Genomic DNA, 26028 nt, shown 5'->3' with positions numbered 1-26028 from the left:
GCGGTCCGCCGACCGCGGTATGGACGGACCACATGCGATGACAGAGTGTTCAGATAACAGATCCTGAGGGGCGAAGCACCGAGGCCGATGTCGACACCACACCACCTCTCCGACCGCTACGAACTCGGCGAAACGCTGGGTTTCGGTGGCATGTCCGAGGTGCACTACGCGCGCGACCTGTTGCTGCATCGCGACGTCGCGGTCAAGGTGCTGCGTGCCGATCTCGCCCGTGACCCCTCGTTCTATCTCCGGTTCCGGCGCGAGGCGCAGAACGCGGCCAAACTGAACCACCCGACCATCGTGCAGGTCTTCGACACGGGCGAGGCCGAGACGGAAGACGGCCCGCTGCCGTTCATCGTCATGGAGTACGTCGACGGTGACACCCTGCGGGATGTGTTGCGCGCCAACGGTCCCATCTCGCCCCGGCAGGCCATGACCTGGATGGCCGACGTCGCCGCGGCCATGGACTTCTCGCATCGCAACGGCATCGTCCACCGCGACATGAAGCCGGCGAACGTCATGATCGACAAGTCCGGCGCGGTGAAGGTGATGGACTTCGGCATCGCCCGCGCGATGAGCGACGCCACGTCGACGATGACCCAGACGTCGGCGGTGATGGGCACCGCCCAGTACCTCTCACCCGAACAGGCGCGCGGGATCAAGGTCGATCCGCGCAGCGACATCTACTCGATGGGTTGCGTCCTGTTCGAGCTGCTCACCGGGGAGCCCCCGTTCACCGGGGACTCGCCCGTCGCGGTGGCCCACCAGCACGTGCACGAGGACCCGCCGTGGCCCTCGCACGTGCGTCCCGAGATCCCGCGCGAACTCGACTCCGTCGTCCTCAAGGCGATGAGCAAGAACAAGGACAACCGCTATCAATCGGCCGCGGACCTTCGTGCCGACCTGATCCGTGTCCTCGCCGGAGGCAAGCCCTCCGCGCCGATGCTCCTGTCCGACGAGGAGCGCACCGAGTTCATCGACACCGGGCCGCGGCGCCCGACACGGTCGGAGACAACCGGACCGCGGCGTGCGATCACGCCCCGGGTCGGCAACGGCGGGAACCACCGGCGTGACGAGGACACCGAGGACCCACCGCGGCGCCGGTCCCGAAAACTCATGGCGGGTGCGCTCGCCGCTGTCGTCCTGCTCGTCAGCATCCTGTTCCTGTGGTCACCCTGGGGCTCGAGTTCGGCCCCGGAGGTGTCGGTGCCCGCGGTGTCGGGACTCAGCTCCGGCGATGCCGAGTCGTCTCTGAAACGAGCCGGTTTCGAGGTCCGGGTGCTCGAGGAACCGAGCCTTGACGTCGCGGCCGGGCTCGCCACCCGATCGACGCCCGGTGAAGGTGTGCTCGCGACCGAGGGATCCGAGGTCGCCCTGTATGTCTCGTCGGGCCCTCAGCGGGTGCGGTTGCCGTCGGACCTGGTCGGCAAGACCCCGACGGAAGCCATCGACCAGTTGGAAGTCCTCGGATTCACCAACGTCAAGACCGACCGGGTGGACTCGTCGGCCGAGATGAAGGACAAGGTGGTCTCCACCGCACCCGCAATCGGGACCGAGGTTCCGGTCAACGGCGCCATCGTCGTGAACGTCGGCAACGGACCGCGTGAGGTGACCGTCCGGGATGTCGTCGGCATGAGCGAGGATCGCGCGCGTTCGGTCCTCCAGGAGCTCGGGATGATGGTGGTCGTGGTCGCCTCCGACTCCGATCGTCCCGCCGGCGAGGTCATCAGCACGTCGCCCGGTCCCGGGTCGACCGCCGAACAGGGCAGCACCGTCCAGATCAGCGTCTCTCGGGGCAACCTGTTCACCGTCCCCGACCTTCGCGGCAAGACGCCCGCCGAGGCACAGGGCGATCTCCAACGCGCCGGCTGGGAGCGGTCGACGCTGACGCGTCAGACGCGGAACGTGCCCCTGGGCAGCCCCGACAACGGACGGGTCGTCGGGCAGGAACCGAACCCCGGGTCGAAGGCGCGCAAGAGCGGATCCGTCACCATCATCGTCGGCCAGGCCAGCCTGCTCCCGAACTGACCGGTCGCTCGGCGCTCAGCCGATGGCGGTGGCCATCTCTGCCTCGAGGGCGGCGACGCGCGTCTCGTCGATGTCGATCCCACAGGTCTTGAGCCAGTTGGCGAGCATGCGGTGACCGCCCTGGGTGAGCACGCTCTCCGGGTGGAACTGCACACCGTGGATCGGCAGCTCACGGTGCGCCATCGCCATGACGATCCCCGATTCGGTGCGGCCGGTCACGACCAGCTCGTCGGGGATGGACTCGGGCAGCACCGTCAGCGAGTGATACCGGGTGGCCGTGAACGGGTCCGGAAGCCCCGCGAGCACACCCGCATCGTCGTGGAAGACCAGGGAGGTCTTGCCGTGCAGCAGCTCGGGCGCGCGGTCGACGGTGCCGCCGAACGCCGCGCCGATGGCCTGATGGCCGAGGCAGACCCCGAGGAGCGGCAGCTCCTCCGCTGCGGCGACCTGCACCATCGGCATGGTCGCGCCTGCTCGCTGAGGCGTACCGGGTCCCGGACTGAGGAGCACGCCGTCGAAACCGGCGACCGCCTCCCGTAGACGCTCGGGGTCGGCGGGTGAGAGCTGAGGGTCGTCGTTGCGCCAGACGACGGCCTCGACGCCGAGCTGGCCCAGGTACTGGACCAGGTTGTAGACGAAGCTGTCGTAGTTGTCGACCACCAGAATGCGACTCACGCACAAAAGGCTACCGCCGAAAGCGGGTGCTCCCGTCGGCGACCTGGTGAGATACCGTAGATCTCGAGTGTTTTCCAGTGGGGACGTGTGTCATCGCCTCCCACTCGCGTACGACCGCCCCGGCGGTGCCGCACAACAGAGGAAGTCATGCCGAAGTCAAAAGTCCGGAAGAAGACCGATTACACGATCAACCCGGCGAGCAGGACGCCGGTCAAGGTCAAAGCCGGCCCTTCCAGCACCATCTACGTGGGTGTGATGCTCGGCCTGATGCTGCTCGGGCTCGCCTGGCTCGTCGTCTACTACTTGGCCGCGACCCCGACCGCGTACGGCGGCGAGGGACAGATCCTCCACTGGATGGCCGAACTGAACTCGTGGAACTTCCTCATCGGCTTCTCGCTCATGGTGGCGGGTCTGTTGATGACCATGCGCTGGCGCTGACACGTTTCCCGTGAAACATCGCTCTCAGGAGTCTGAACTGCGGAAACACAAGCATGTAAGTTATGCACACTGTGGAAATGACATGTGTGTAAGTAGTCCCCACTGTGAGTAACCCCTGTGGATAACTCGCCGGATTCGTACACACACGCCTGGGCCACCCCTGTCGGGGCGGGTATCGCCGGCTGCGTCGGCGGGGTGATCCTGATCGTCGCGGCGGTCGTCGTCACCGGCGATCCGGCCGGGGCCGTCCTGATGGGTGTGGCCGGCCTGCTCCTGGCGGTCCTCGGCGCCTACACCCTCCGGGTGCGTCCGCGCCTGGCGATCACCGACGGGCCGGTACCCGCGTTGATGATCCGCACCCTCCGCGGTCCCCGGACGTATTCGCGAGGCAACATCGAGCGGATCCGATTGCTGTCCATCAGACGCGTGGGCCGCCGCGTCGGGCAGTTGGAGTTCGACGTACTCCCCGAAGGTGCGTCGGCGACGCCGGCGAATCAGAGAGACGGGATGCCCCGCGAGGACACGCGGCTCGTCGTCTTCAGCCGGTGGGATCTCGGTACCGATCTCCTGACGGTCGCCGACGACCTGCGCGACGCGGGTTTCGTCGTCGACGAGGGGTAGTCCCCTCGGGTCCCTGCGGCGCGAGAGCGACGGGACTCTTCTGATCCCCGAGGTGCCAGGAGCGCTGGCGACGAGCCACCAACGGCTCTTGCGAGCTATCTCACGAGGCCCTTCGAGGCTCGCTTCGCTCACACCTCAGGGAGCAGGGGCAGGTCTTTCACTTCGCTCACACCTCAGGGAGCAGAGCAGGGCCGGGTCAGCGGATGTAGGTCAGGCCGTCGTAGGTGACACCTGCGCCGATACCGAGGCCCAACGCCAGAACCAGGAGTGCCGCGAGGGCGATCCAGCCGACGCGGCCGGCCGACCGCGGATCCCGACGCCCCGGCGGCAGGACGGCGTCGGGCAGGTAGACGATGGCGGCCGTGGCGGCAGCACCGAAGGCCAGCCCACCGAGGTGACCGAGTACGGAGATGCCCGGTAGGGAAAACGACAGCACCACGTTGAAGCCGATGATGAGCAGCACCGGGACCGGCGAGACGCGGGCCTTGAGGATGATCACGAGCATCGCGCCCATGAGCCCGTAGATGGCTCCGGACGCCCCGGCGGTGAGTGCGCGGTCGTCCTCGAACAGCATGACCGCGGCGCTGCCCCCGAGCAGCGCGATCACATAGACCGCCAGGTACCGGGCGACTCCCAGGGCGAGTTCGAGGTCGCGCCCGAGAATGTAGAGCGAGAGCATGTTGACGGCGACGTGCATGACGCTGAAGTGGAGAAATCCTGCTGTGAGCAGCCGCCAGTACTCGCCGGCGGCGACGTCGCTCTTCAGCAGGTCGCCTGCGCTGAAGATCGACGCGGCACCGGGATCACCGACCCCGGCCTGCAGGACGCACAGCGCGAAGATCAGCAGATTCGCCGCGATGAGCGCATAGGTCGCATACGGCTGGGTAGCAGCACCGCGGGTGGGCGCCATCGTGCGGACGCCGATTCGTGGACCCGCCGACGACGGTGTCCGCTGGACCCCGTCGTTGCGTAGGCATTCGAGACAGTGCTGCCCGACTGACGCCGGACGCAAGCACTCAGGACACGCCGGCCGTCCGCAGCGGCTGCAGGACAGGCCGGTGGGACGGTCGGGATGCCGATAGCACACCGCCCCGTGCGGGGCGGTGTGCTCCGGAAAGGTCAGTTGACCTCGATCTTCTCGATGACGACCTCGTCGAGCGGGCGATCGCCGCGATCGGTGGAGGTGGTCGCGATCGCATCGACGACCTGCTGCGACGCGGGATCGGTGACCTCACCGAAGATCGTGTGGCGGCGGTTGAGGTGCGGGGTCGGTCCGACGGTGATGAAGAACTGCGAGCCGTTGGTGCCCGGGCCCGCGTTGGCCATGGCGAGCAGGTACGGGCGATCGAACTGGAGCTCCGGGTGGAACTCGTCGCCGAACTGGTAGCCCGGGCCGCCCGTGCCGGTTCCGGTCGGGTCGCCGCCCTGGATCATGAACCCGGAGATGACCCGGTGGAACACCGAACCGTCGAAGAACGGGCCGGAGTTGCCGCCGGACGCGTTCGGCTTGCTGTACTCCTTGCTGCCGTCGGCGAGTCCGACGAAGTTCTCGACCGTCTTCGGTGCGTGGTTCGGGAACAGGTCGACCTTGATGTCGCCGCGATTGGTGTGGATGACTGCGGAGGTTTTCTGTGTAGTCATGTCTCCATCCAACCACTTGCCCGTGTTCGGGTGATCCGTGATGTTGCCGAGGTGCGCAAACGTGCCCGGGGCGGGGTGGCACCGTCGCACACCGGCTGGCACTCTTGGGCCATGCCCAAGAACTATCTGCTCGCCGCACTGGGTGTGGTCGTGGCGTCCGTATCGGCCGGTATCGGTGCCGTCGTCGTGCGTCGCGCACGACGCGTGGTGGCACCGGTGTCCCCGACCGTCCCGCGCATCGAAGAGGTCCGCGAAGCGCTCGCGGAGAGCACGGAGTCGCAGGCGTCGTGACCCCCGGCCGTCGATCCGCACCCGACCGTCTCACCACCGACGGGTAATTTGGACCCGTGACCTCTGACGACGAGCGCTCTCCGAACCAGCCGACCCGGTCCGGTGGTGCGGACGAGCGTGGCCGCGACTCGCGGTCGACGCCAGAACCCCCCACGGTGTCGGGGAGCCCGGCGCCCTGGGAGCGGGTCCCGAACGCGCCGGTCAGCAGCCCGGTTCCGCCTCGACCGTCGGATCGCCAGAACGCCGGGGGTCCCGGACCGCGGCCGGGTTTCGCCCCGCCACCGGGGCCGGGCGGGCCGCGATCACGGCCCGGTCCCCCACAGTCCGGTCCTCGCGCTCCTGTTCCCGCACGCACCGGCGGTCCCGGACCGTCCGCGGGACCTCCCGGCCCCAGGCCGGGGGGTGCTCGTCCCATCCCGGACGGGCCGGTGGGTGGTTCCAGCCCGCGGCCCCCGGCTCCCGCCGGACCTCCCGGACGTCGGCCGCCGCCCGGGCAGCGGCCGGGCCCTGCAGGTCCTCCGCTCGGGAAAGGCATTGGCGCGCAAGGAAACCGACCGGGCGCGCCCGCAGATGTCGTCCGGCCGGGTCAGGATGGCCCCGGGTCGGATGCCCGCGCCCAGCAGACCGTGGCCGGCGCCGGGGTGCTGGCCGATCCCACTGATCGGCCCGGCGTCGATCCCACTCGTGTCGACGACCGGCCGACGGGCAACGACACCCCGACGAGCTTCACCCCGGCGACACAGGCGTATTCAGCACACCCATCCACCAGCACGAATCCGGAGGACAACGTGGCTCCACAGTCCGGTGCCGGTCCGCGTATCAACCGGACGGCGTTGTGGGCGTTGGCGTTGTCGATCCTCGGGATCACCTTCGTCGTCGGACTCGTACTCGGTTACCGCGCCCGCACCCAGATCCGGCAGCGTCGCGAGGCGGGTCTCCCCTTCGCCACCGCAGCCATCTGGGTCGGCTGGGCGTATCTCGGAGTCTTCGTCTTCGGGTTGATCGTCTACGGCTGGATACTGTTCGTCGCCTGACGCCGACGGGTCCCGGTCGAGTGCGTCCACGGCATGGCCGAGAGTATTTCCAGGGCGGACGCCACAGCGCCGACCCCGGTGATCAGAAGTAGCCGTTGCCGGGCAGCGGTGTGCCGTTGACCCGGAGGTCACCGATGGCCACCGCTTTGTACGACGTCGGGTTGTGCAGCGTGATCGTGCGGATGTTGCGCCAGTGCCGGTCGAGGTTGCGGGTACGACTCGCCGACGACGCGCCTCCGACGTCGAAGAGCGCGGCCGCCGCCGGCAGAGCGATCCGATCGACGTGGACCTTGACCCGGGCCGCGGCGAGCGACGCCTGCGCGAACTGCTCGACATCGATCACCCCGCGGCGTGCCAGTGCGTTCGCGGTCTCCACCTGCCGCGCGGCCGAGAGCACCGCGTCGCGGGCCACGTGCGCGGTGGCGTCGATCTCGCCGATGCTCTCCAGCAGGATCGGGTCGAGACGCGGTGTGGGGGACGGCGCGTGCTCGAAGGTCCGGGAGCGTGACGTGAGCAGCCCGACCGCGTCGTCGGCGACCGACAGGAGGATGCCTGCGATCAGCGCCTGCAGGAACAACTGCAGGAGCGGGCCGTCGTTGGCCACGGGCGGGGTGTCCTCGCCGGCCAGGTCGACGAATTCGAGGATGTCGTCGGCGGTGACGCGCACGTCGTTCAGCAGCGTCGTGCCTGTTCCTGTTCGGTGCTGACCGATCCCGTCCCAGTCGTCGACGACGTCGACACCCTCGCGGTCGACGGGGACGACGACTTTCACCAATCGTGGGCGCAACGCGTCGGGGGCCACCGCCAGCACGGCCACGTAGTCGGCGAAAGCCGTTCCGGTGCTGTAGAACTTCTCGCCGCGAAGCCGCCAGCCGTTCCCGTCGGGGGTCAGTTGTGTCGCGTACTGCCGGGAGCCGGCCGTCACACCCCTCTCACTGGAGGCGTTGCCGATGATCGCGCCGGCGGCGACCCGTTCGCTCCACCGGGTCCGGATCGGTCCCACGGGCAGGCGTTCCACCTGTTCGACGAACCAGTAATGAGAGCGCAGGATGTGCGCGGCGATCGGGTCCGCGCGTGCCAGGTCGATGATGAACTCGAAGAGTTCGACGCTGCCCGCCCCGCCGCCACCTGCCTTGCTGTCGAGGGTCAGTGCGGTCAGGCGTGACCGGCGGAGCAGCGCCACAGCTTCACGCGGATCCTGGCCCAGCCGTTCGCGTTCGGCGGCGCCCGCGGCGATCTCGGCGAGCACGTCACGACGGTCGGTCACCACACGTGCGGCCGCGGTCATGCCGGCACCTCGGCGAATGCGCCACGGTAGCGCGAAGCGGGGTGGGTGTCCGGCAGGCGATCCTGTCCGGTGAGCTTGGCGCGCGACGTGCCCTCGGCGTAGTCGCGCTTGGCGAGCCCGCGCTCCCGCAACACGGGAAGCACATGCTCGGCGAACTCGATGTAGCTGCCCGGGATCGTCGCATTGATGACGTTGATCCCGCCGACGCCGGCATCGCGCCACTGCGCGAGACGGTCGGCGATCTGCTCGGGGGTCCCGACGACCCGCCCTGTCCGGCTGCGCAGTTGGGCGAGATCGCGGACCGTGGGCTCACGGTCCGGCACGGCCTCGCGCAACCACAGCAGGAAGCTCTGGGAACCCTCGGTGTGGATGTCGCCGATGGGGGTGTCGAGGTCGTAATGACCGAGATCGACACCGATCCCGCCCGCCGAGTGGGCGATGATCGTGCTCGGGTCGATGAGTTCGTCGAGTTCACCCGACTTGCGCGCGGCCTCCTCCTCGGTGCTCCCGACGACGAACGACAGACCCTGGAAGAAGTTCAGCTCGTGCGGATCCCGGCCGCCCTCAGCGGCCAGACGCCTGGTGTCGGTGATGAGTTCACGCGCCGCGTCCGGCGACGGGGAGAGGATGAACTGTGCCTCGGCGTTGCGGGCGGCGAACCGGCGTCCGGCAGGTGAGGATCCCGCCTGGAAGAGCACCGGGGTGCGTTGCGGTGACGGTGACACGAGATGCGGACCCTCGACGCGGTATCGCTCGCCGACATGGTTGATCTTGTGGACGCGGTCGTAGTCACCGTGCAGTCCCGCGTCCTTGTCCTGGATGAGTGCCCCGTCGTCCCACGAGCCCTCCCACAGTTTGTAGACCACGTCGACGTACTCGTCGGCCCACGCATACCGGTCGTCGTGCTTGGTGATGCCGTCGTATCCGAAGTTGCGCCAGGCGTTGTCCGACAGGCTGGTCACGATGTTCCACGCGATCCGCCCCTTGCTGAGGTGATCGAGTGTGGAGATCTTGCGCGCGAAGTCGAACGGATGTTCCTGGAGGATGGAACTGGTGATCGCTATGCCGAGATGTTCTGTGTGCGAGGCGATTGCGGACGCGAGCACGAGTGGGTCGTTGCTGGGTATCTGCAGCCCGGAGTCGACGAACTTCTTCCAGTCCCCCTGGTAGTCGTCGTACAACCCGACCACATCGGCGAAGAAGATGAAGTCGAACCTGGCCTCTTCCAACGTCTTCGCGAGATCGATCCAGTGATCGAGATCATTGAACCGATGCTGCCGGGCTTCCGGTGCGCGCCACGCCCCGTGCAGGATGTGAGACGTCGTGTTCATGACGAACGCGGCAAAGTTCAGAGGTGGCGCGGACATGATTGCTCCTGATCGCGAGACGTGGGACACAGCGCGACGTTACGGATGACCACGCACATCCGACGACTTCGGATCACGCTGGCCTCAAGTGATGCCCGACGCGCCCGGCACGCCCTACGTTGTGGTGATTCGCGTCCTGACGCCGACCCGGGCACCGTCGTGTGTGGTCACGACGGAGGCCCCGTCACCGGTGGCGTCCGTAATCTGCGCTGTCTGAGGAGAAGTCTGTGCTGCGGAGAACATCTGTGTTGCAGGGGAGTCGGCGTTCCCGGGTGCTGCAAGCCACCGGGATCGCGCTCGCCTGCGCGGCACTCATCGCCGGGTGCGCCCAGCCTCGGACCGGCGACGGCACGTCCACCGGGGTTCCGGCGACCCAGGGACAGTTCGTCTCCGGCGGGACCATCTCCTACGGGCACGAGCAGGAGCCACCGTGCGTCCACGGCGGGTGGGTCCAGAACGCCTACCTCGCACGCCAGTACCTCGACAATCTGGTCTCACTCGACGACTCCGGCCGAGTGGTCCCCTGGCTGGCGACCAGGTGGGAAGTCTCCCCTGACGGCCGCTCCTACACCTTCCATCTGAAGCCGGGGGTGAGGTTCAGCGACGGCACCCCGCTCGACGCCGAAGCCGTGCGGTCGACGTTCGCGTCGTATCTGAATCCCGACCGGCCCAACGGCACCGTGGTGTCCTATATCGGCAAGTACTTCGACTCCGACGAGGCGCTCGGGCCGCTCACCTACCGGATGAACCTGAAGTCGCCGTACTCGCCCCTTCTCACCGTTCTCACCCAGGGCTACTTCGGAATCCAATCCCCTACCGCCCTGGCGCGCGGACCGAAGGAGAACTGCACCTCTCCGGTCGGATCGGGCCCGTTCATCATCGAACGCTGGGATCGCAACCGCAGCATCACCTTCGTGCGGAATCCGAACTACAACTCACCCCCGGCGAACGCGCGGAACCAGGGGCCGGCCCACGTCGACAAGCTGATCTGGAAGTTCCTGAAGGATCCGGTACTCCGCTACGGATCGCTCCGCAGCGAGTCGTCTGACGTGATCTACAACGTCCCGACCATCAACTGGGCCGACGCGACCAGCAAGTACCAGGTCAGCCGCTACGTCACCCCCGGCCGGCCGAATGCGATCACCCTCAACGTCGACCACGCGCCGTTCGACGACGTGCGGGTCCGTCAGGCGTTCGCCTACTCGGCCGACCGGCGCAAGGCCGTGGAGACGGCGTTCCTCGGCGTCGTGCCCTACAACGCCAACGGCGCACTGAGCCAGAGCACGCCCGACTACGATCCGAAAGCCGGTGACTATCCGCATGATCCGGCCGCGGCCGGCGCGCTTCTCGACGAGGCCGGGTGGACGGGTCGCGACGAGGACGGTATCCGCACCAAGGACGGTCGACGACTGACCGCCCGGCTGGTGTACGCCGCCGACGCGATCGTCGGGCCCGAGGGCGCGGCGATCCTGCAGGCCGTCGCCCACCAGGCGCGGGAGGTGGGTTTCGACATCCGGCTCGTCCCGGCGACCCAGAGCGCCTACTTCGGCGGCCAGTACGTCAAGGCCCCGACGTACGACGCGTACGTCGGGTACTGGACCAGTCCCACGCCGGGCCTGCTGTACATCAACTGGCGGCAACGGCTTCCGGACAGCCCCAACCCCCACAACACCGCGTACTACAACGATCCGCATCTGCAGAGCCTGATCGAACAGGGCAACGCGTCGTCGGATCCCGCGCAGGCGCGGGTGTTCTACCGCGATGCGCAGCGCCTCATCGGTGACCAGGCGCTGTCGATCGGCCTCTACACGCAGACGACGTCGTTGGCGGTCTCACCCCGCCTGCACGACGTCTGGATCGAGAAATCACAGGGCGAACCGGTGTTCGCGGATGCGAGGTTCGTGCGATGACCCTGATCGACGATGCGACCGTCGCACCGGTCCGGCGACAGGCGCGTGCCCCACGCGGCCTGACGCGCTGGGCGGGCAAGATCGGGTCCGCGGTGTTCGTGCTGTGGGCCGCGGCGTCCATCACGTTCCTGCTGCAGGTCCTCGCCCCGGGCGACCGGGCGACCCTGTTGCTCAACCTGTCGTCGGGTGAGAGCCGGGAGCGCACACCCGACGAACTGGCGCCGATCAACGACCAGTACGGCTTCCTCGACTCGGTGTGGACCCAGTACGTGCACTACCTCGGCGGTCTCCTGCGCGGTGACCTCGGGATCTCCTACCAGCTCCAGCAACCGGTCACCGAGGTCATCGCCGACCAGGTCGGGCCGACACTCGTCCTCACCCTCACCGCACTGGTCGTGGCCTGGCTGTTCGTGATCGTCCTGACGACGCTCACCGCGGGCCGGCGCGGCGCGGGGGGTGCCGCCGGATCACTGATCGAGACCATCAGCGCCGGCCTCCCCCAGTACTGGGTGGGATCGATCCTCCTGGTGGTGTTCGCCATCAACCTGGGGTGGTTCCCGGTCGAGAGCGGCAGCGGGCTGTGGGGACTCGTCCTGCCGGTCCTGACACTCGCGATTCCCCTGTCGGGGTTCCTCGGACAGATCGCCCGCGACGAGTTCGCCCGTGCCCTCGACCAGCCGTTCGTACTCACCGCTCGCAGCCGAGGCCTGGGCGATCTCGCGGTGCGGTACCGACATGTGTTGCGGCACTCCGTCCTCCCGGCGGTCACGGTGTCCGGATGGGCCATGGGCGCGCTGCTGTCCGGTGCGGTGATCGCCGAAACCGTCTTCGCCCGGGCCGGGATCGGTCAGACGCTCGTCGCGGCTGCCAGTGCCCGTGACGTCCCCCTCGTGAGCGGCATCGTGTTGTTCGTGGCCTTCGTCTACACGATCGCCAACCTCGCGGTGGACTTCCTCTACACCGTCATCGACCCCAGGATCGAGGTCCCATGACCCTCACCAATCCGGTACGTCCGGGCGCGACCCCGGAGGTCGTCGCCGCGGTCCGCGGTCCCCGCCCCCGGCCCTCACCGGGTGTCCTCGCCGCGGGGGTGGTGCTGGTCCTGCTCGCGGTGGCCGCGATCGCCCCGAACCTGCTGGCGCCGTACAACCCGCTGGCCGTCGACCTCGACGCCACGCTGCAACCACCGAGCTGGTCACACCCGTTCGGCACCGACCTCTCCGGGCGAGACCTGTTGAGCCGCATCATCGCCGGCACTCGACAGTCCCTGCTGATCGGACTGGGCGCGGTCGCGCTCGCGTCGGTCCTCGCGGTCGTCCTCGGACTTGCCGCCGGATTGTCGGGTCGCGTCGCGCATGTCCTGGCGAACCGGTGGATCGAAGTGATGTTCGCCTTCCCCACCGTGCTTCTCGGACTGCTTCTGACCTCGGTGTTCGGACCCGGCCAGTACACCCTCATCCTGGCGATCGGGATCGGCATCGCACCCGGATACGCGCGCATCGTCCGCGGGCAGGTACTGGCCGTCCGCAACGCCCCGTACATCGAGGCCGCGACCGCCCTCGGGCACTCGCGTGGACGAATCCTCCTGCAGCACATAGCCCCCAATGCCCTGCGGCCGATGATCGTGACCGTCACGCTGGGCGTCGGCCAGGCGATCATCTGGGCGTCGGGGCTCGCCTACCTCGGCCTCGGTGTACCGCCACCGGCACCCGAGTGGGGCGCACTGCTCGACGCCGGCCGTACGTACATCACCGTCGCCTGGTGGCTGGAGATCTTCCCCGGCCTCGTGATCGTCGTCGTCGCACTGGCATTCACGACCGTCGGCCGCCACCTCGGCCAACGCCTGGAAGGAGACCGCCGATGACCGTCGACACACGGGACGGCGTGACCACCGAACTCGCGCGTCCCGGTACCGACAGCGTTCTCGCCGAGGTGCGTGACCTGCGGGTCTCGTTCGCCGGCAAGGAGGTCGTGCGCGGGGTGTCGTTCCGGGTCGACGCCGGGCAATGCCTGGCGATCGTCGGCGAATCCGGATCGGGGAAGTCGGTCACCGCACGCACCCTCATCGGATTGACCGGCGAGGGCGCCCACGTCGACGCCGCGGCACTGCGATTCGACGGCCGTGACCTCCGCCGGCTGACCGACCGCCAGTGGCGCGCGATCCGGGGCCGGGAGATCGGTTTCGTCCTCCAGGACGCGCTGGTGTCGCTCGACCAGCTCCGCACAGTGGGCAGTGAGATCGGCGAGTCGCTCGCCGCGCACGCACGTGGGAGATCGTCGAACCGACGCCTGAGGCGGGCGCTGCGGGAAGAGCGCGTCATCGAGCTCCTCGATCTCGTCGGCGTCCCCGAACCGCGAGTGCGCGCCCGACAGCGGCCCCACGAACTCTCGGGTGGTCTCCGGCAGCGGGCCCTGATCGCCTCTGCCCTCGCCCAGGACCCGAAGCTGGTCATCACCGACGAGCCGACAACCGCTCTCGACGCCACGGTCCAGGCGCAGGTGCTCGACGTCCTGGCCGACGCGAAGCGACGGGGCAACGGCATCATCCTGATCTCCCACGATCTGGCCGTCGTGTCGCGCCTCGCCGATCGCGTCGCCGTCATGCGGGCCGGTGAGATCGTCGAGTACGGCAACACCACGGAGATCCTCACCTCGCCCCAGCACGAGTACACGCGCAGCCTCATCGCGGCGATACCGTCGCGGAGTTCGAAGGGCACACTGCTCGTGAGCGGCGAACATCTCGACGCACCGGCGCCGCCTGCCGGCGATGGCGCACCCGCGCTGCGGGTTCGCGATCTGCACAAGTCCTTCCGCGGCAGGAACGCCACGCCCAGGGCGGCGGTCTCCGGCGTCGGTTTCGATCTCGCGCCCGGCCGCACCCTCGGCATCGTCGGCGAATCCGGTTCCGGCAAGACGACGACGGCGCGGATCATCCTCGGCCTCACCGAGCCCGATTCGGGCACAGTGGAACTCAACGGCCGCCCGTGGTCGGTGCTCAGCGACGCCCGGCGCCGCGAGTCACGGCACCTGATCTCGGTCGTCTACCAGGACCCGCTCAGTTCATTCGACCCGCGGTGGAACGTCGAACGTATTCTCTCCGACAGCATCCGGGTCGGCAGTCGTGACGAACGAACCGACGTCGAGCAGCGCATCACCGAACTCCTCGACCAGGTGGGTCTGCCGCAGGAGTACCGACACCGGCATCCGTCCCGACTGTCGGGTGGACAGCGTCAGCGCGTCGCGATCGCCCGGGCGCTGGCACCCAGGCCCACCGTCATCGTGTGCGACGAACCGGTCTCCGCGCTCGACGTGTCCATCCAGGCGCGCATCCTGGACCTGCTCGCCCGTCTGCAGGCCGAGACCGGGGTGGCGCTGGTGTTCATCTCCCACGATCTCGGCGTGATCCACCACGTCAGCGACGACATCGCGGTCATGCGAGCCGGGGAGATCGTCGAATACGGCTCCGCCGACGCCGTTTTCGACGATCCACAGCACCCGTACACCCGGGAGCTGCTCGCCGCGGTACCACGGATCGAGGTCGGCTGAGTCGCGCACGGTGCCGGCTCCGGCACCCGCACCTTCGTCACTCAGGGGCCGGTTGCGCCCATCACCCGGGTGCCGAGCGCCATCACGCGGGTGACCGCACCCGGGGCCAGCCGCTTGGCGCGCCAGGCGATCTTCGCGTCGAGCTGGGGCATCACGTAGAGACGACCCCGATCGTTGGCGTCGAGGGCCTTTCGGGCGACGACCTCCGGTGCCATTCCCTTCTCGACCCGCTTGGCGGCGAACTCCGCCGGGCCGGGGGCGATGCGTCCGTCGCGGGCGACGTTGGTCGTGACGAACGTCGGACAGACCACGGTCACCGCGATTCCGGTGCCCGCCATCTCGGCCGCCAGCGTCTCCGAGAGGGACATGACCCCGGCCTTGCTGACGCAGTAGGGCCCCATCACCGGGGCCGAGTTGAACGCCGCCGCCGACGCGACATTGATGATCCCCGCCCGGGACTGTGTCCGCAGGAGGGGTGCGAACACCTCGCACCCGTGGATCACCCCGAACAGGTTGATACCCACCACCCAGTTCCAGTCGTCGAGGCCGATGTCACCGACCCTACGACCGCCCGCCCCGACCCCGGCGTTGTTGACGACGAGGTCGGGGTTCTGGCCGAAGTACTGCTGCGCCGCGCTCGCCAATGCCTCGACGTCGCCGTAGCGCGCGACATCGCACTCGACGGCCCGCGCGAAGCCTCCGGCTCGCTCCACCAGCGCGACCGTCTCACGCGCGCGGTCCAACGAGAGGTCGGCGCAGATCACCGCCCCGCCGCGTTGCGCCAGTTCGAGCGCGAAGGCCCGTCCGATGCCGCTTCCCGCACCGGTGACGACCGCCCGGGACGATCTGGAGATGGCCCGATTCACAAACATGTGCGTGTCATCCTCGCTGCGTGGTCGAGGTGCTCGCGAGCACCTCGGTGATGAAGGTGGCTGCCGCGCGCAACGCGGCTGCCGCCTCGGGGATCCGCGTCGAGGCCTGGAACACGTGCGCCTGACCGGGCCACACCTGCAGGGTGCTGGCCGCCCCGGTCGCCGAGAGCGATCGATGCAGGTGCCTCGCGTCGGCCTGCAGCATCTCGTTGGCCCCGGTCTGGATGAACGTCGGCGGGAACCCGTCGACGTCGTCGAACGTGAACGCAAGCCGCGGGTCGGTGGGATCGGTGTCACCGACGTACAGGTCGATCAACCGTCTGCAGTCCGCCGCGGTGATGAGCGGATCCGGGGTCAGCTTCTCCTGCTCGCTGGCCAGCGCCAGCGTCAGATCGATCAGCGGGGAGAAGAGGACGAGGGCCGCGGGTGTGCGCGACCCGGAACGGGCGAGTTCTGACGTCAGGTCGATGCCGAGATGCGCTCCGGCCGAGTCACCGGCGACGATCACCTCGTCGGGGTCGACGCCGGCCCGTCCGAGCACGAAGTCGTATGCGGCCCGGACATCCTCGGCGGCCGCCGGGAACGGGTATTCCGGCGCGAGACGGTAGTCGACCGAGAACACCGGCAGTCCGGTGCGATCCGACAACCGCGACACCAGCGCCCGGTGGCTGCGGGCGGAGAGCAGCACGAAGGCACTTCCGTGCACGTACAGGATGACCGGACCGTCGCGTCGAACGCCCGGCGCCGCAACCCATTCGCCCCGAACCGCACCGCTGCGTACCGGCTCGATCAGGGTGCCCGGGACCACCCGGTCGAGTGTGCTGGGTGCGGCGACGATCGCGCGTAGAGCGGCAACACCGATGGGCGACAGCGGAAGTCGTCGCATGAGCGGTCGTATGGTCAGGCGCGTCAACATCTGTTCTCGCCGCGCTGGGGCGGAGGCGATGGGCAGGGTCACCGCAGGTCGGCCCCGTCCGTGGTGTGTGCGCCGGCCCGGCCGGCGATCGCGAGGTCGAGGTCCCCCGTGGCCACGTAATCGTGGAGGTCGATGTCGGCCAGCATCTTCCGGAACGTCGTGGCGAAGCCGGGGTACATCGTCGCGTTGAACCCGTCTTCGGTGAGATACCAGCTGCGGCATCCACCACTGTTCCACGTGGTCCCGGCGAGTCGTTCCTGCAACCGGGCGTTGTAGTCCGCCTGCGCCTGTGGATCGACATCCAGCCAGGTGAGACGCCGGTTCGTCATCACCGAGATCAGCTCGACCGCGTAGTCGATCTGGGCTTCCATGTACACCAGCGCCGAGGTGTGGCCCGGTCCGGCGTTGGGGCCGAAAGTGAAGAACAGGTTGGGATACCCGGACACGTTGACGCTCTTGTAGGCGAAGGCGCCACGGGCCCACTCCTCGTTCAAGGACCGCTCTCCTCTGCCCACGATCTCGATCGGCGGGGAGGTCTTCGTGACCTCGTACCCGGTGGCGCAGATGATGACATCCGCCCGGTGCTCGACGCCTTCACACGTCATGACCCCCGACTCCCCGATCCGCGCGATCGGCCAGGTCACCAGCTGACAGTTGTCGGCCTGGAGCGCGCGCAGATAGTCGTCGGAGACGAGCATGCGTTTGCATCCGGGCCGGAAGTCAGGGGTGAGGAGTCGTCGGAGCCACGGGTCCTTCACCTGTGACCGCAAGAAGATCTTGCCCGCCAGCGACAGGATCGATGTCAGCACCGTGTTCCACACGAGTCCGAGGGCACTGAGCTCGGTGACCCCGAACAGAACCGATCGGGTGAGTCGTCGGAGGACGGGCAGGGCGGCGAACAAGCGCGCGACGGCCGTCGGAGTGTCCACGTTGTAGCGCGGTAGCACCCACCCCGGCGTGCGCTGATAGACGACGACCTTCCCCGCCCGCCGGGCCACCTGCGGAATGAGCTGTACAGCTGTCGATCCCGTTCCGATGACGGCGACGGTCTTCCCCGTCAGGTCCTGATCGGGATTCCATCGCGCCGCATGGACGACCTCGCCCCCGAACTCGGTCAAGCCGTCGATCGGAGGTAACGCCGGATTGGCCAGGGGCCCGTAGGAGGCGATGACGTTCCGCGCACGGAACACACCCTGATTCGTCGTGATCTGCCAGATGCCGTCGTCTTCGCCGAATCTCAGCGACGACACATCGTGACCGAACCTCACGAAGCGACGCACGTCGCGCTTGTCGACCACGTCGAGGATGTAGTCCTGGATCTCGGCGCCGTCCGCATACAGCTTGCTCCAGGTCCGCGGTTCGAACGAGTACGAGTAGAGCAGGGACGGAACATCGCACGCCACACCCGGATACACGTTGTCCCGCCAGGTCCCGCCGACCTCGTCACCGCGCTCGAGCACGACGAAGTCGTCGATCCCTCGCTCGCGGAGCCTGATCGCGGCCCCGATGCCCGAGAAGCCGGCGCCGATCACCGCAACCGTGAACACGCGGTCGCCCGCCTCGTCGTCGCCCACCCCGTTCGCCGCCGACATCAGTCGGTGGTCCGATACGTCAGCTCGTGAGACCACGTCGGGCGGGTCGGCCACTTGTGGCGGGGAATCCGGTTCGCGTAACCGATCATCGCGGACTCGATGCGAGACCACACCGGGTGCCGTTCCATCACCAGCCGCGAGTATCCGCGGACGATCTTGTAGTACCGGTTCGACTCCAGCCGAGGATCCCGTTCGCCCGCTTTGCGATAACGGTCCATCGCGACCGAGAGCCGGTCGCCGTCGAGTCCCATGGCATACAGCTCTTCGCGCATGCTCCCGATGATGGGGAGTGTGGCGATGACGCTCCGCAGTGACACGACCCGCATGCTGTAGGCGAGCTTGAACAACACGAGCGCCGTACGTCGGGCCCGCGCTCCGGACAGCATCCCCATCACGTGGAAACCCACTGCGAGATGGCGGGATTCGTCGTTGTTGATTTTGTTGAGGACGACCTTCAGCAACGGGTCCTCGACCTCGTCGGTCAAGAACTTCAGCAGGGCACCGTCGAGGGCGACCTCCAGCATCGGGATGATGGTGGCCTGGTACTCGAACGGCGCGGTGTCGGCCATCTTGTCCATCGTGTCCAGCGAATGCGAGATCATCACACCCGGCAGCGGGATCTCACCCTCCTCGAGGAGGTTCCACCGCTTCATCAGTGCGAGTTCGGCGTTGGCGTGCTTCTGTTCCTCGGCGTGGAAGTACCGGTAGATCTCCTTCAGTTCCTCGGTCGGCGCGTGCAGCGCCAGACCCGCGAAGGCGCGGGCGCCCACGTGCTCGATCCACATGAGATCGGACATGAACGCCTTGAGATCGTCCCGCTGCTCTTCGCGGATGAGATCCGCTCCGGGAGCATCCCAGTCGATGTCGCTGAGCATCCACTGACGCGCTTTGATCGTGGCCAGCGTGTCGGCCAGATTCAGATTCGTCACGACCCCACTCCTTTCGTGTTCACGAGGTCCTGCTGCGTTCGAGGTACGCGCGCCGCTGTGCCGAATCGAACGCGCCGTAGTCGGCGCCGCCGACAAATCGCTTGAGGCGCCACATGATCGAGGAGGGAATCACTTCCTCGAAGATTCCCATCGGGGCGAGGTAGCGCGGCACCGTCACCTCTCCGCGGGTGTGGGCCGCACTGGCGACGATGGCGGCCGCGACCTGTTCGGGTTGCAGCGTCGGCTGCAGGCGTAGACGGACCCCGGCGGTCAGCTCGGTGTTCGTCGCCGCGGGCATCACCGTCGTGAGGGTCACCCCGGTGCCGGCCAACTCCGCGCGGATCGCCCGGTCCAGCGCGACGACGCCGAATTTCGACGCGCTGTACGTGGCGATCCCGGGTGTCGTGATCTTGCCCGCCATCGACGACACGTTGACCACGTGCCCACGTCCGCGCCGGACCATGTCCGGCAGCACCAGGTGGGTTCCGGTCAGGACCGCACCGAGGTTGATGGCCAGCTCCCGTTGCAGGGCTTCGAGGTCCTGGTCGACGAAACGTCCCATGTGCTGGATACCGGCGTTGTTGACGAACATGTCTATCGGCCCGCGATCGGACACCGTACCCACGAAGTCCTTGAACGAGGTCTCGTCGGTGACGTCGAGGTGCAGCGCGTTCACCCTGCGTCCCAGCGACTTCGCGGTTTCGGTCGCCGCGGCCAGGTCACGGTCGCCGATCCACACCGTCGCGCCGCGCTCGGCCGCCGCGGCGGCGGTGGCGGCTCCGATTCCCCGAGCTCCCCCGGTGATGCACACCTGGGCGCCGGCAAGCGCGATCACAGCGGGCTGCCCACGGGATGGCGCAGCGCGAAGTAGGCGATCAGCCGCGCGCCGCCGTCGGCGGTGAACAGCAGCGCCCGGCCGAGGTACACACCGGGGACCAGTTCGACGATCTCGTCGCGGGTCTTGCGGATGGGGAAGGTCCGGACCCCGGGGTTCTTGTATTCCGGCACGCCGTAGTCGAGGGCCCGCACCTGCACGCGGGGTTCGATCAGCCCCTGGCTCGGCCCGTGGTCGAAGTGGAAACCCTCCATCTCCCGGCCGACCAGCCGAAGCCCCGTGTAGCCGAAGGTGATGATCGGCATGACCACGGCTGCGATGGGCGACAGGCGGTTGAGGCCGGTTCCGGCCGCGAGATCGAAGCTCTTGCCACGCCAGGTGGGGTCGATCTTCATCAGCGGGTTGGCCAAGCGAGCCTCCGGGATACCGAAGAGCTTGCCCACGATCTGGCCTTCGAGCTTGCCGTCGAGGTTCTCCGGTTCGGTTCCGGCGCCGAACAACATCGACAACGAGTCGCGATCCTGCCTGCCGCCGAGCTCGCGGACGAAATCCCAGGTGTCGATGCGTGCGCGGCCAGGGCTGTGTTCGGCGAGCGTCCGCAACTCGGCCAGGACGCCGAGGGCCGTCTGCCTCGGGTCGTAGCCGACAGCACCGGTGTCTCTCAGTTCCGCACTCATTCGTAGTCCTCCGAGGGGGTGGGTTCGGTCCCGCGCCGGTGCGACGGTTGTCCCGACATCCGCCGGCTCGCCGTACCGAATCAGGTACGTCTTGGTACCACTTCGTACTGGTACGGCACTGTGCCAGATCGTCCGACGCCCTGTCAACGATGCGTCGAAGTGGGTCGATGCCAAGATGGACGGGTGAAAACCACGAGCCCGGACCGCAGCTACGGCGGCCGGTCCGCGCCCGAACGGGCCGCGCGGCGGCGGGCCGCACTCGTCGATGTCGCCATCACGGCGATGTCCGAGAGCCGGTGGCGATCGGCGACCGTGGCGAGCCTGTGCGGCGAGGCCCAGCTCAACAAGCGCTACTTCTACGAGAGTTTCGCCGACCTGGACGCGTTGGCGATGGCGGTGATCGACGACATCTCCGCCGAGGTCACGGAGGCGGCCGTCGTCGCGTATGTGGCTGCACTGCAACGGCCTCAGCCCGAACAGGCACGCCTGGCCGTCGACGCCATCATCGGCGTGCTGGGTACCGACCGCCGCAAGGCGCGCGTCCTGCTCGGTGGCGCGGCCGGCACCCCGGCGGTCGACGCACGACGCACCGACGCCATCGAAGGCCTGACGGAGGTGCTGATCGAACACGCGCGCACCATCCACGACGTGCGCCTCGAGGTCGACTCTCTCGCACAGACCGCTCCTGCCTTCGTCATCGGCGGTACGGCGCAGGCGATCCTGTCCTGGGCGGAGGGAGCTCTGCGGGTGACCCGGGAACAGCTCACCGAGGACCTCGCGGCGCTGTGGCTGACGCTGGGCACGTCTGCTGCCGAGATCGCACGCGCACGGCTCGGAGAATCGCCGGAATCAACCGACCCGGTCTGAGGCCGCGTGTCAGACGCGCCCGTTTCGGGCATGGTGGAGACATGCCGGACAACGAAGATCCCAGTACCGAAGCCACGTGGACCACGACGGACGACGAGGTGAAAACCGACCCCGACATGCGCAGCGACCCCGACGAGGAACACGGACCGTCCTCGGCTCTGCCCACCGCGGGGGACACCGAGATCGGCGAGACCGAACGAATCCGGGAAGACAGGGCGTCCTACGACGGCGCGCAACCACCGGCGGACCACACCGATGAGGGTCACGCGGTCGGCGGATCGGAGGGCACGACCGATGGCCAGTGACCAACCGGCAGGACAGAAACGGACGATCGTCATCACCGGTGCCAGTGACGGTATCGGCGCCATCGCCGCACGCGAACTCGCCGGCCCCGACACCGAACTGGTGGTCGTCGGACGGTCCGCGAAGAAGCTCGCACCCGTGGCGGCCGACACCGGCGCACAGCAGTTCACGGCCGACTTCTCCCGCCTCTCCGAGGTGCGCGAGCTCGCCGACGCCATCAACTCCGCGGTCGGCCGCATCGACGTGCTGATGAACAACGCCGGCGGCACCTTCGACCACAAGCAGCGAACCCATGACGGCCACGAGCCGAACTTCCAGATCAACCATCTGGCCCCGTTCCTGCTCACCCACCTGGTCCGCGACCGTCTCGTCGCGGCCGACGGGTCGCTGGTGCTGAACACGTCCAGCGTGGGCAACCTCGCCGGCGACGTCGACCTCGACGACCTCGACTACGAGAAGCGCAGAGCGCTGTTCATGAGGCCGTACGGATCGGGCAAGCTGATGAACATCATGTTCACGCGCGGTATCGCGAAGCGATGGATCGGCGACAAGATCTATTCCGCCGCAGTGCATCCGGGGCCTGCTGCGACCAGTTTCGGTCGCGACTCGCGATTCGTCGGACTGGCCTATCGCTCGCCGCTGACCAAATTGGTCACCATCACTCCCGACCAGGGCGCCGCCCCCCTCATCGCGCTTGCCGAACGCGGGGCGGATCCGTCGCTCAACGGCGTGTACTTCAGCCGACACAAGGCCAATGGCCTCGAGAACCCCCAGGCGAAGAATCAGGGACTGATCGACGGCCTGTGGAAGCGCTCGGCGGAACTCACCGGACTCGCCTGACCGGGCCACAGAGCTGAACAGAGCATCTCGAGGCGGTCGGTCCGACCGGATCACCGCTGCCGAAGTAAGGAGAACCGCATGACTCGCAACATTCTCTTCATCATGACCGGCGCCGACACCTGGACGCTCAACGACGGATCGGGCCACAAGACCGGGTTCTGGGCCGAGGAGGCCGTCGCACCCCTCGAGGTGTTCCGTGCGGCCGGATACCAGGTGACGGTCGCGACGCCGGGTGGCGTCCGTCCGCCCGTCGACGAGGGCAGCCTGAGCGTGGACAGCATCGGCACGCCCGAACGGGCCGCCGAGATCCGTCACGTCGTCGAGACCGCACCGGAGCTGCAGAAGCCCATCGCGTTGGCAGACGTCCGCATCTCCGACTACGACGCGGTGTTCGTCCCGGGCGGCCACGGTCCGATGGAGGACCTGGCCGACGACGCCGATGCCGGTGCACTGCTGATCGCCGCCGACGACGCCAAGCTGCCGCTCGGCGTGGTGTGTCACGGGCCTGCGATCCTGCTGGCCGCGACCAACAATGACGGTGTCAACGCGTTCGCGGGCCGGACCGTCACCGGCTTCAGCAATGCCGAGGAGGAGCAGGCCGGGCTGGCCGACAAGGCGCCGTGGCTTCTTCAGGACCGACTGACACAAGCGGGTTTCAAGGTGACGCTGGGCGAACCGTGGTCCGTGCACGTCGAGACCGACGGCAACCTGCTGACCGGGCAGAATCCCGCGTCGTCGGAGTCGCTCGCGCGCACCCTCCTCGACCGGTTGGAGAACGTGCCCCAGGGCTCGAAGTAGCCGGTCACCAGACAGCAACGCCCGCTCCTCGGGGAGCGGGCGTTGTACTGTCCGGGACCTGTGAGGTCAGTGCCGAGAGTCGTAGGGCAGCAGCGCCATCTCCCGCGCATTACGGATGGCCGTCGCGACCTGTCGCTGCTCCTGCGGCGACAAACCGGTGAGCCGTCGGCTCCGGATGCGGCCCTTGTCCGACAGGAACTGCCGGAGCAGTGCCACGTCCTTGTAGTCGACGGGATTACGTCCGTCGACGCGAATCCCCTGTGCGGCGAGCAGGTTGCGCTTGCGCTTCGACGGTTCCTCGTCGCGTCGGCGGATCTTGCGGTTGGCCATGTCTACTCCCTGCTCTGATCGATCGTGCTCACCAGCTGGACTTCTGGATACCCGGGAGCTCACCGCGGTGCGCCATCTCGCGGAACCGTACACGCGACAACCCGGCTTTCCCGATGTACCCGCGAGGACGTCCGTCCACGGCGTCGCGGTTGCGCAGCCGGGTCGGACTCGCGTTGCGCGGCAACCGTTGTAACCGCAGCTGTGCCTCTGCTCGCTGCTCCGGGCTGGAGTCCGGCGACGCGATGGCACGCTTGAGTTCGGCGCGGATGTCGGCGTAGCGCGCGACGATCTCTCGTCGTTGCTCGTTGCGGGCGATCTTCGACTTCTTCGCCATCAGCGGTCCTCCTTGAAATCGACGTGCGCTCGGGCGATGGGGTCGTACTTGCGGAGCACCATGCGGTCGGGATCGTTCCTGCGGTTCTTGCGGGTGACGTAGGTGTACCCCGTACCCGCGGTCGAACGGAGCTTGATGATCGGCCGGATCTCGTTGCGCGCCATCAGACCTTCTCTCCGCGCGCTCGGATCGTGCGGAGGACCGATTCGATCCCGTGCTTGTCGATGGTGGATATCCCCTTGGCGCTGACCCGCAGCGTCACGTAGCGACCCTCACTCGGGACGTAATACCGGCGACGCTGGATGTTCGGGTCCCACCGGCGCGACGTCCGCTTGTGCGAATGCGACACCTGCTTGCCGAAGCCCGGTTGCCGGCCGGTGACCTGGCACCTCCTGGACATGCTGCCTCCTTATCGACAACGATTGGCATTAACTGAACGGCCACGGTACCGTCGGCAGAGCTTAAATGGAAATCATTCCCAATAGAACGGAGGGTGGCCGTGATCGACGACGGACCCGCGTACCGTCCGGGCAACACCAGCGATGGTCGGACGCCCGTCATCCTGGTCACCGGACTCGACGCGTCAGCAGTTCATCGGGTGGGAGACGCACTCGAAGCCGGAGGCATCCGCGGCGGCACCGTACAGGTACATCACGACCTCACACAGGTGGAGGACGGCCGCGTCGTCCGCACGCTGAGCTGGCGCGGCGCCGATGGGCGCAGCCACCACGACGTCTGCATCGTCGAACTCGCTCACGGGTGCATCTCGTGCACGCTGCGCGAGGATCTCTTACCCCTGCTGCGACGCCTCCACCGCCGGCCCTCGGTGCACCGGATCGTCCTGACCCTCGACCCGATCCTGGAACCCGAGCAGGTCGCGTGGTCGATCGACAACGTCATCGTCTCGGACATGCCCGGGTTCGACGACGGCCCGGCATCGATCGAGGTACGGGTCGACGCCACCATCGCCTGTGTGGCAGAGGATGATTGGCTGACGTCTGCGACCGGGGACCTGTCTCTCGCGGAGGGGGGCCACATCGCCTTGGACGACGACCGCACCCTCGCGCAGGTCGCCGTCGGACAGGTGGCTTTCGCCGACGCCCTGGTCGTGGCGGCGTGTGATCCGTCGTTCCGTGATGCGTGGGAGTCGGCACGCCTCGTGGCCGTCCTCAAGCGTCTGTCGCCGCATGTCCCGATGATGTTCGAGCTCCCTCAGCGCCCGATGACTCCTGTTCTCGCCGAACAGCTCCTGGCCGCGGTGCGCCCGAACGGGCGGCGCGGACGCGTCGACGATCCACACGATCCGCTGCTGCCGGGCGAGCCGCCGCTCGACTCCGACTGCGGGGTCTCGTGGGTCGAGTTCTCCAGCGACCGTCCGTTTCACCCCGGCCGCTTCCACGACGCGATCGACGCATTGCTCGACGGTGTCGTCTGTTCGCGCGGACGTCTCTGGCTCGCCACGCAACCGGACGAGGCGCTGTGGCTGGAGTCCGCGGGAGGCGGTCTCCGTGTGGCGCACGGCGGCCCCTGGCTGGCGGCCATGACCGAGGAAGAACTGGCGCACGTGCCGGCCGAGCGTCGTGCGATGGGAGCGCTGCGGTGGGATGAGACATTCGGCGATCGGCACACCTCGATCGTCGCGCTCGTACATTCCGGCGATCCCGCGGACATCGAGGAAGCGCTGCGCGCGGCCTGTCTGAACGAGGTCGAGTTCGCTGCCGGACAACAGTTCTGGTCGACCTTCGACGACCCGTTCGGCGAGTCCCATGCCGACCCGTGCGACGACCTCGAGCTCACCGAACCGACGGTGGACGCGGTGCGCGGCATCGACTCCCCCGACCCCCGCGACAACTGACGCCCCCCGACACCGCTCACCACCACCCCGGAAGGCCGACC

Annotated in this window: 29 protein-coding genes; 14 read left to right on the top strand and 15 right to left on the bottom strand. The window is 67.9% G+C overall.

Features of this window, described 5'->3' with window-relative positions:
* Positions 1-87 precede the first annotated feature (87 nt).
* Positions 88-2028: a Stk1 family PASTA domain-containing Ser/Thr kinase gene (gene pknB / locus ACSUZC_RS00210; protein ID WP_439030948.1), complete on the top strand. Its 1941-nt coding sequence runs from the start codon at positions 88-90 to the stop codon at positions 2026-2028.
* Positions 2029-2043: 15 nt separating this feature from the next.
* Here pknB and ACSUZC_RS00205 read toward each other — a convergent pair whose 3' ends face one another.
* Positions 2044-2703, bottom strand: a complete 660-nt coding sequence (locus ACSUZC_RS00205) for an aminodeoxychorismate/anthranilate synthase component II (RefSeq protein ID WP_439030947.1) — start codon at positions 2701-2703, stop codon at positions 2044-2046.
* Between the two features lie 147 nt (positions 2704-2850).
* Between ACSUZC_RS00205 and crgA the strand changes: the two genes are divergently transcribed.
* Together crgA and ACSUZC_RS00195 are read left to right on the top strand one after the other, a co-directional pair.
* Positions 2851-3141 (top strand): cell division protein CrgA, encoded by a 291-nt coding sequence (gene crgA, locus ACSUZC_RS00200; protein WP_439030946.1) that lies wholly within the window; start codon positions 2851-2853, stop codon positions 3139-3141.
* 117 nt (positions 3142-3258) lie between these two features.
* On the top strand, positions 3259-3762 hold the full coding sequence (locus ACSUZC_RS00195; RefSeq protein WP_439030945.1) for a PH domain-containing protein: 504 nt from the start codon (positions 3259-3261) through the stop codon (positions 3760-3762).
* A 196-nt stretch (positions 3763-3958) separates the two neighbouring features.
* Here ACSUZC_RS00195 and ACSUZC_RS00190 read toward each other — a convergent pair whose 3' ends face one another.
* Complete coding sequence (locus tag ACSUZC_RS00190; protein WP_439033221.1) at positions 3959-4672, bottom strand: rhomboid family intramembrane serine protease; 714 nt, start codon at positions 4670-4672, stop codon at positions 3959-3961.
* Between the two features lie 209 nt (positions 4673-4881).
* Entirely contained in the window at positions 4882-5403 is a 522-nt protein-coding gene (locus ACSUZC_RS00185) for a peptidylprolyl isomerase (RefSeq protein WP_238423645.1), read from the bottom strand.
* A 111-nt stretch (positions 5404-5514) separates the two neighbouring features.
* Here ACSUZC_RS00185 and ACSUZC_RS00180 point away from each other — a divergent pair, with 111 nt between their 5' ends.
* Together ACSUZC_RS00180 and ACSUZC_RS00175 are read left to right on the top strand one after the other, a co-directional pair.
* Positions 5515-5694 (top strand): hypothetical protein, encoded by a 180-nt coding sequence (locus ACSUZC_RS00180; protein WP_439030944.1) that lies wholly within the window; start codon positions 5515-5517, stop codon positions 5692-5694.
* Between the two features lie 626 nt (positions 5695-6320).
* The gene (locus ACSUZC_RS00175) at positions 6321-6728 is read left to right on the top strand and encodes a DUF4190 domain-containing protein (RefSeq protein WP_439030943.1); all 408 of its coding nucleotides are present in this window, start codon (positions 6321-6323) and stop codon (positions 6726-6728) included.
* A gap of 82 nt (positions 6729-6810) precedes the next feature.
* Here the strand turns inward: ACSUZC_RS00175 and ACSUZC_RS00170 are convergent, their stop codons facing one another.
* Positions 6811-8016 carry an acyl-CoA dehydrogenase family protein gene (locus ACSUZC_RS00170; protein ID WP_439030942.1) on the bottom strand — a complete coding sequence of 402 codons (1206 nt, stop codon included), beginning with the start codon at positions 8014-8016 and terminating at the stop codon, positions 6811-6813.
* A complete protein-coding gene (locus tag ACSUZC_RS00165) occupies positions 8013-9383 on the bottom strand; it encodes an LLM class flavin-dependent oxidoreductase (protein WP_439030941.1) in 1371 nt (456 codons plus the stop codon). Before ACSUZC_RS00165 ends, ACSUZC_RS00170 begins: the two co-directional genes overlap by 4 nt.
* Positions 9384-9655: 272 nt before the next feature.
* On the opposite strand from ACSUZC_RS00165, the gene ACSUZC_RS00160 reads away from it, so the two are divergent.
* Genes ACSUZC_RS00160 through ACSUZC_RS00145 form a run of 4 tightly spaced genes read left to right on the top strand, consistent with a single transcriptional unit; the run spans position 9656 to position 14839 of the window.
* Entirely contained in the window at positions 9656-11293 is a 1638-nt protein-coding gene (locus tag ACSUZC_RS00160; RefSeq protein WP_439030940.1) for an ABC transporter substrate-binding protein, read from the top strand.
* Positions 11290-12285 (top strand): ABC transporter permease, encoded by a 996-nt coding sequence (locus ACSUZC_RS00155; protein ID WP_439030939.1) that lies wholly within the window; start codon positions 11290-11292, stop codon positions 12283-12285. The genes ACSUZC_RS00160 and ACSUZC_RS00155 overlap by 4 nt, the downstream gene beginning before the upstream one ends.
* Complete coding sequence (locus tag ACSUZC_RS00150; RefSeq protein WP_439030938.1) at positions 12282-13157, top strand: ABC transporter permease; 876 nt, start codon at positions 12282-12284, stop codon at positions 13155-13157. The genes ACSUZC_RS00155 and ACSUZC_RS00150 overlap by 4 nt, the downstream gene beginning before the upstream one ends.
* Positions 13154-14839, top strand: coding sequence for a dipeptide ABC transporter ATP-binding protein (locus tag ACSUZC_RS00145; protein ID WP_439030937.1), 1686 nt, complete (start codon positions 13154-13156; stop codon positions 14837-14839). The genes ACSUZC_RS00150 and ACSUZC_RS00145 overlap by 4 nt, the downstream gene beginning before the upstream one ends.
* A gap of 41 nt (positions 14840-14880) precedes the next feature.
* On the opposite strand, the gene ACSUZC_RS00140 is transcribed toward ACSUZC_RS00145, so the two are convergent.
* From ACSUZC_RS00140 to ACSUZC_RS00115, 6 genes are all read right to left on the bottom strand, one after another.
* Positions 14881-15711: an SDR family NAD(P)-dependent oxidoreductase gene (locus ACSUZC_RS00140; RefSeq protein ID WP_439030936.1), complete on the bottom strand. Its 831-nt coding sequence runs from the start codon at positions 15709-15711 to the stop codon at positions 14881-14883.
* Positions 15712-15718: 7 nt separating this feature from the next.
* Positions 15719-16597: an alpha/beta hydrolase gene (locus ACSUZC_RS00135; RefSeq protein ID WP_439030935.1), complete on the bottom strand. Its 879-nt coding sequence runs from the start codon at positions 16595-16597 to the stop codon at positions 15719-15721.
* Positions 16598-16665: 68 nt separating this feature from the next.
* The gene (locus ACSUZC_RS00130) at positions 16666-18219 is read right to left on the bottom strand and encodes a flavin-containing monooxygenase (RefSeq protein ID WP_439030934.1); all 1554 of its coding nucleotides are present in this window, start codon (positions 18217-18219) and stop codon (positions 16666-16668) included.
* Complete coding sequence (locus ACSUZC_RS00125; RefSeq protein WP_439030933.1) at positions 18219-19148, bottom strand: ferritin-like domain-containing protein; 930 nt, start codon at positions 19146-19148, stop codon at positions 18219-18221. Before ACSUZC_RS00125 ends, ACSUZC_RS00130 begins: the two co-directional genes overlap by 1 nt.
* Before the next feature lie 19 nt (positions 19149-19167).
* A complete protein-coding gene (locus tag ACSUZC_RS00120; protein WP_439030932.1) occupies positions 19168-19983 on the bottom strand; it encodes an SDR family NAD(P)-dependent oxidoreductase in 816 nt (271 codons plus the stop codon).
* The gene (locus ACSUZC_RS00115) at positions 19980-20660 is read right to left on the bottom strand and encodes a hypothetical protein (protein ID WP_439030931.1); all 681 of its coding nucleotides are present in this window, start codon (positions 20658-20660) and stop codon (positions 19980-19982) included. The genes ACSUZC_RS00120 and ACSUZC_RS00115 overlap by 4 nt, the downstream gene beginning before the upstream one ends.
* A 183-nt stretch (positions 20661-20843) precedes the next feature.
* Here ACSUZC_RS00115 and ACSUZC_RS00110 point away from each other — a divergent pair, with 183 nt between their 5' ends.
* The 4 genes from ACSUZC_RS00110 (at position 20844) to ACSUZC_RS00095 (ending at position 23468) form a co-directional block, all read left to right on the top strand.
* Positions 20844-21527 carry a TetR/AcrR family transcriptional regulator gene (locus tag ACSUZC_RS00110; RefSeq protein WP_439030930.1) on the top strand — a complete coding sequence of 228 codons (684 nt, stop codon included), beginning with the start codon at positions 20844-20846 and terminating at the stop codon, positions 21525-21527.
* Between the two features lie 41 nt (positions 21528-21568).
* Complete coding sequence (locus ACSUZC_RS00105; RefSeq protein ID WP_439030929.1) at positions 21569-21832, top strand: hypothetical protein; 264 nt, start codon at positions 21569-21571, stop codon at positions 21830-21832.
* Entirely contained in the window at positions 21822-22670 is an 849-nt protein-coding gene (locus tag ACSUZC_RS00100; RefSeq protein WP_439030928.1) for an SDR family NAD(P)-dependent oxidoreductase, read from the top strand. Before ACSUZC_RS00105 ends, ACSUZC_RS00100 begins: the two co-directional genes overlap by 11 nt.
* Before the next feature lie 78 nt (positions 22671-22748).
* Positions 22749-23468 (top strand): type 1 glutamine amidotransferase domain-containing protein, encoded by a 720-nt coding sequence (locus ACSUZC_RS00095; protein WP_439030927.1) that lies wholly within the window; start codon positions 22749-22751, stop codon positions 23466-23468.
* Between the two features lie 66 nt (positions 23469-23534).
* Here the strand turns inward: ACSUZC_RS00095 and rpsR are convergent, their stop codons facing one another.
* From rpsR to rpmB, 4 genes are read right to left on the bottom strand one after another with little or no spacing between them, the layout of a single operon-like run.
* Positions 23535-23798, bottom strand: a complete 264-nt coding sequence (rpsR, locus tag ACSUZC_RS00090; RefSeq protein ID WP_238421910.1) for a 30S ribosomal protein S18 — start codon at positions 23796-23798, stop codon at positions 23535-23537.
* 28 nt (positions 23799-23826) lie between these two features.
* Positions 23827-24132 (bottom strand): 30S ribosomal protein S14, encoded by a 306-nt coding sequence (gene rpsN, locus ACSUZC_RS00085; protein ID WP_439030926.1) that lies wholly within the window; start codon positions 24130-24132, stop codon positions 23827-23829.
* A complete protein-coding gene (gene rpmG / locus ACSUZC_RS00080; RefSeq protein ID WP_074852298.1) occupies positions 24132-24296 on the bottom strand; it encodes a 50S ribosomal protein L33 in 165 nt (54 codons plus the stop codon). The genes rpsN and rpmG overlap by 1 nt, the downstream gene beginning before the upstream one ends.
* Positions 24296-24532: a 50S ribosomal protein L28 gene (gene rpmB, locus ACSUZC_RS00075; RefSeq protein WP_238421912.1), complete on the bottom strand. Its 237-nt coding sequence runs from the start codon at positions 24530-24532 to the stop codon at positions 24296-24298. Before rpmB ends, rpmG begins: the two co-directional genes overlap by 1 nt.
* A gap of 99 nt (positions 24533-24631) precedes the next feature.
* On the opposite strand from rpmB, the gene mrf reads away from it, so the two are divergent.
* Positions 24632-25987 carry a ribosome hibernation factor-recruiting GTPase MRF gene (mrf, locus tag ACSUZC_RS00070; protein ID WP_439030925.1) on the top strand — a complete coding sequence of 452 codons (1356 nt, stop codon included), beginning with the start codon at positions 24632-24634 and terminating at the stop codon, positions 25985-25987.
* Positions 25988-26028: the final 41 nt, after the last annotated feature.

Source organism: Gordonia terrae, assembly GCF_051789125.1.
GTDB classification, from domain to species: domain Bacteria; phylum Actinomycetota; class Actinomycetes; order Mycobacteriales; family Mycobacteriaceae; genus Gordonia; species Gordonia terrae_A.
The sequence above is the reverse complement of the archived record's forward strand: the minus strand, read 5'-3'. Positions and strand labels throughout refer to the sequence as shown.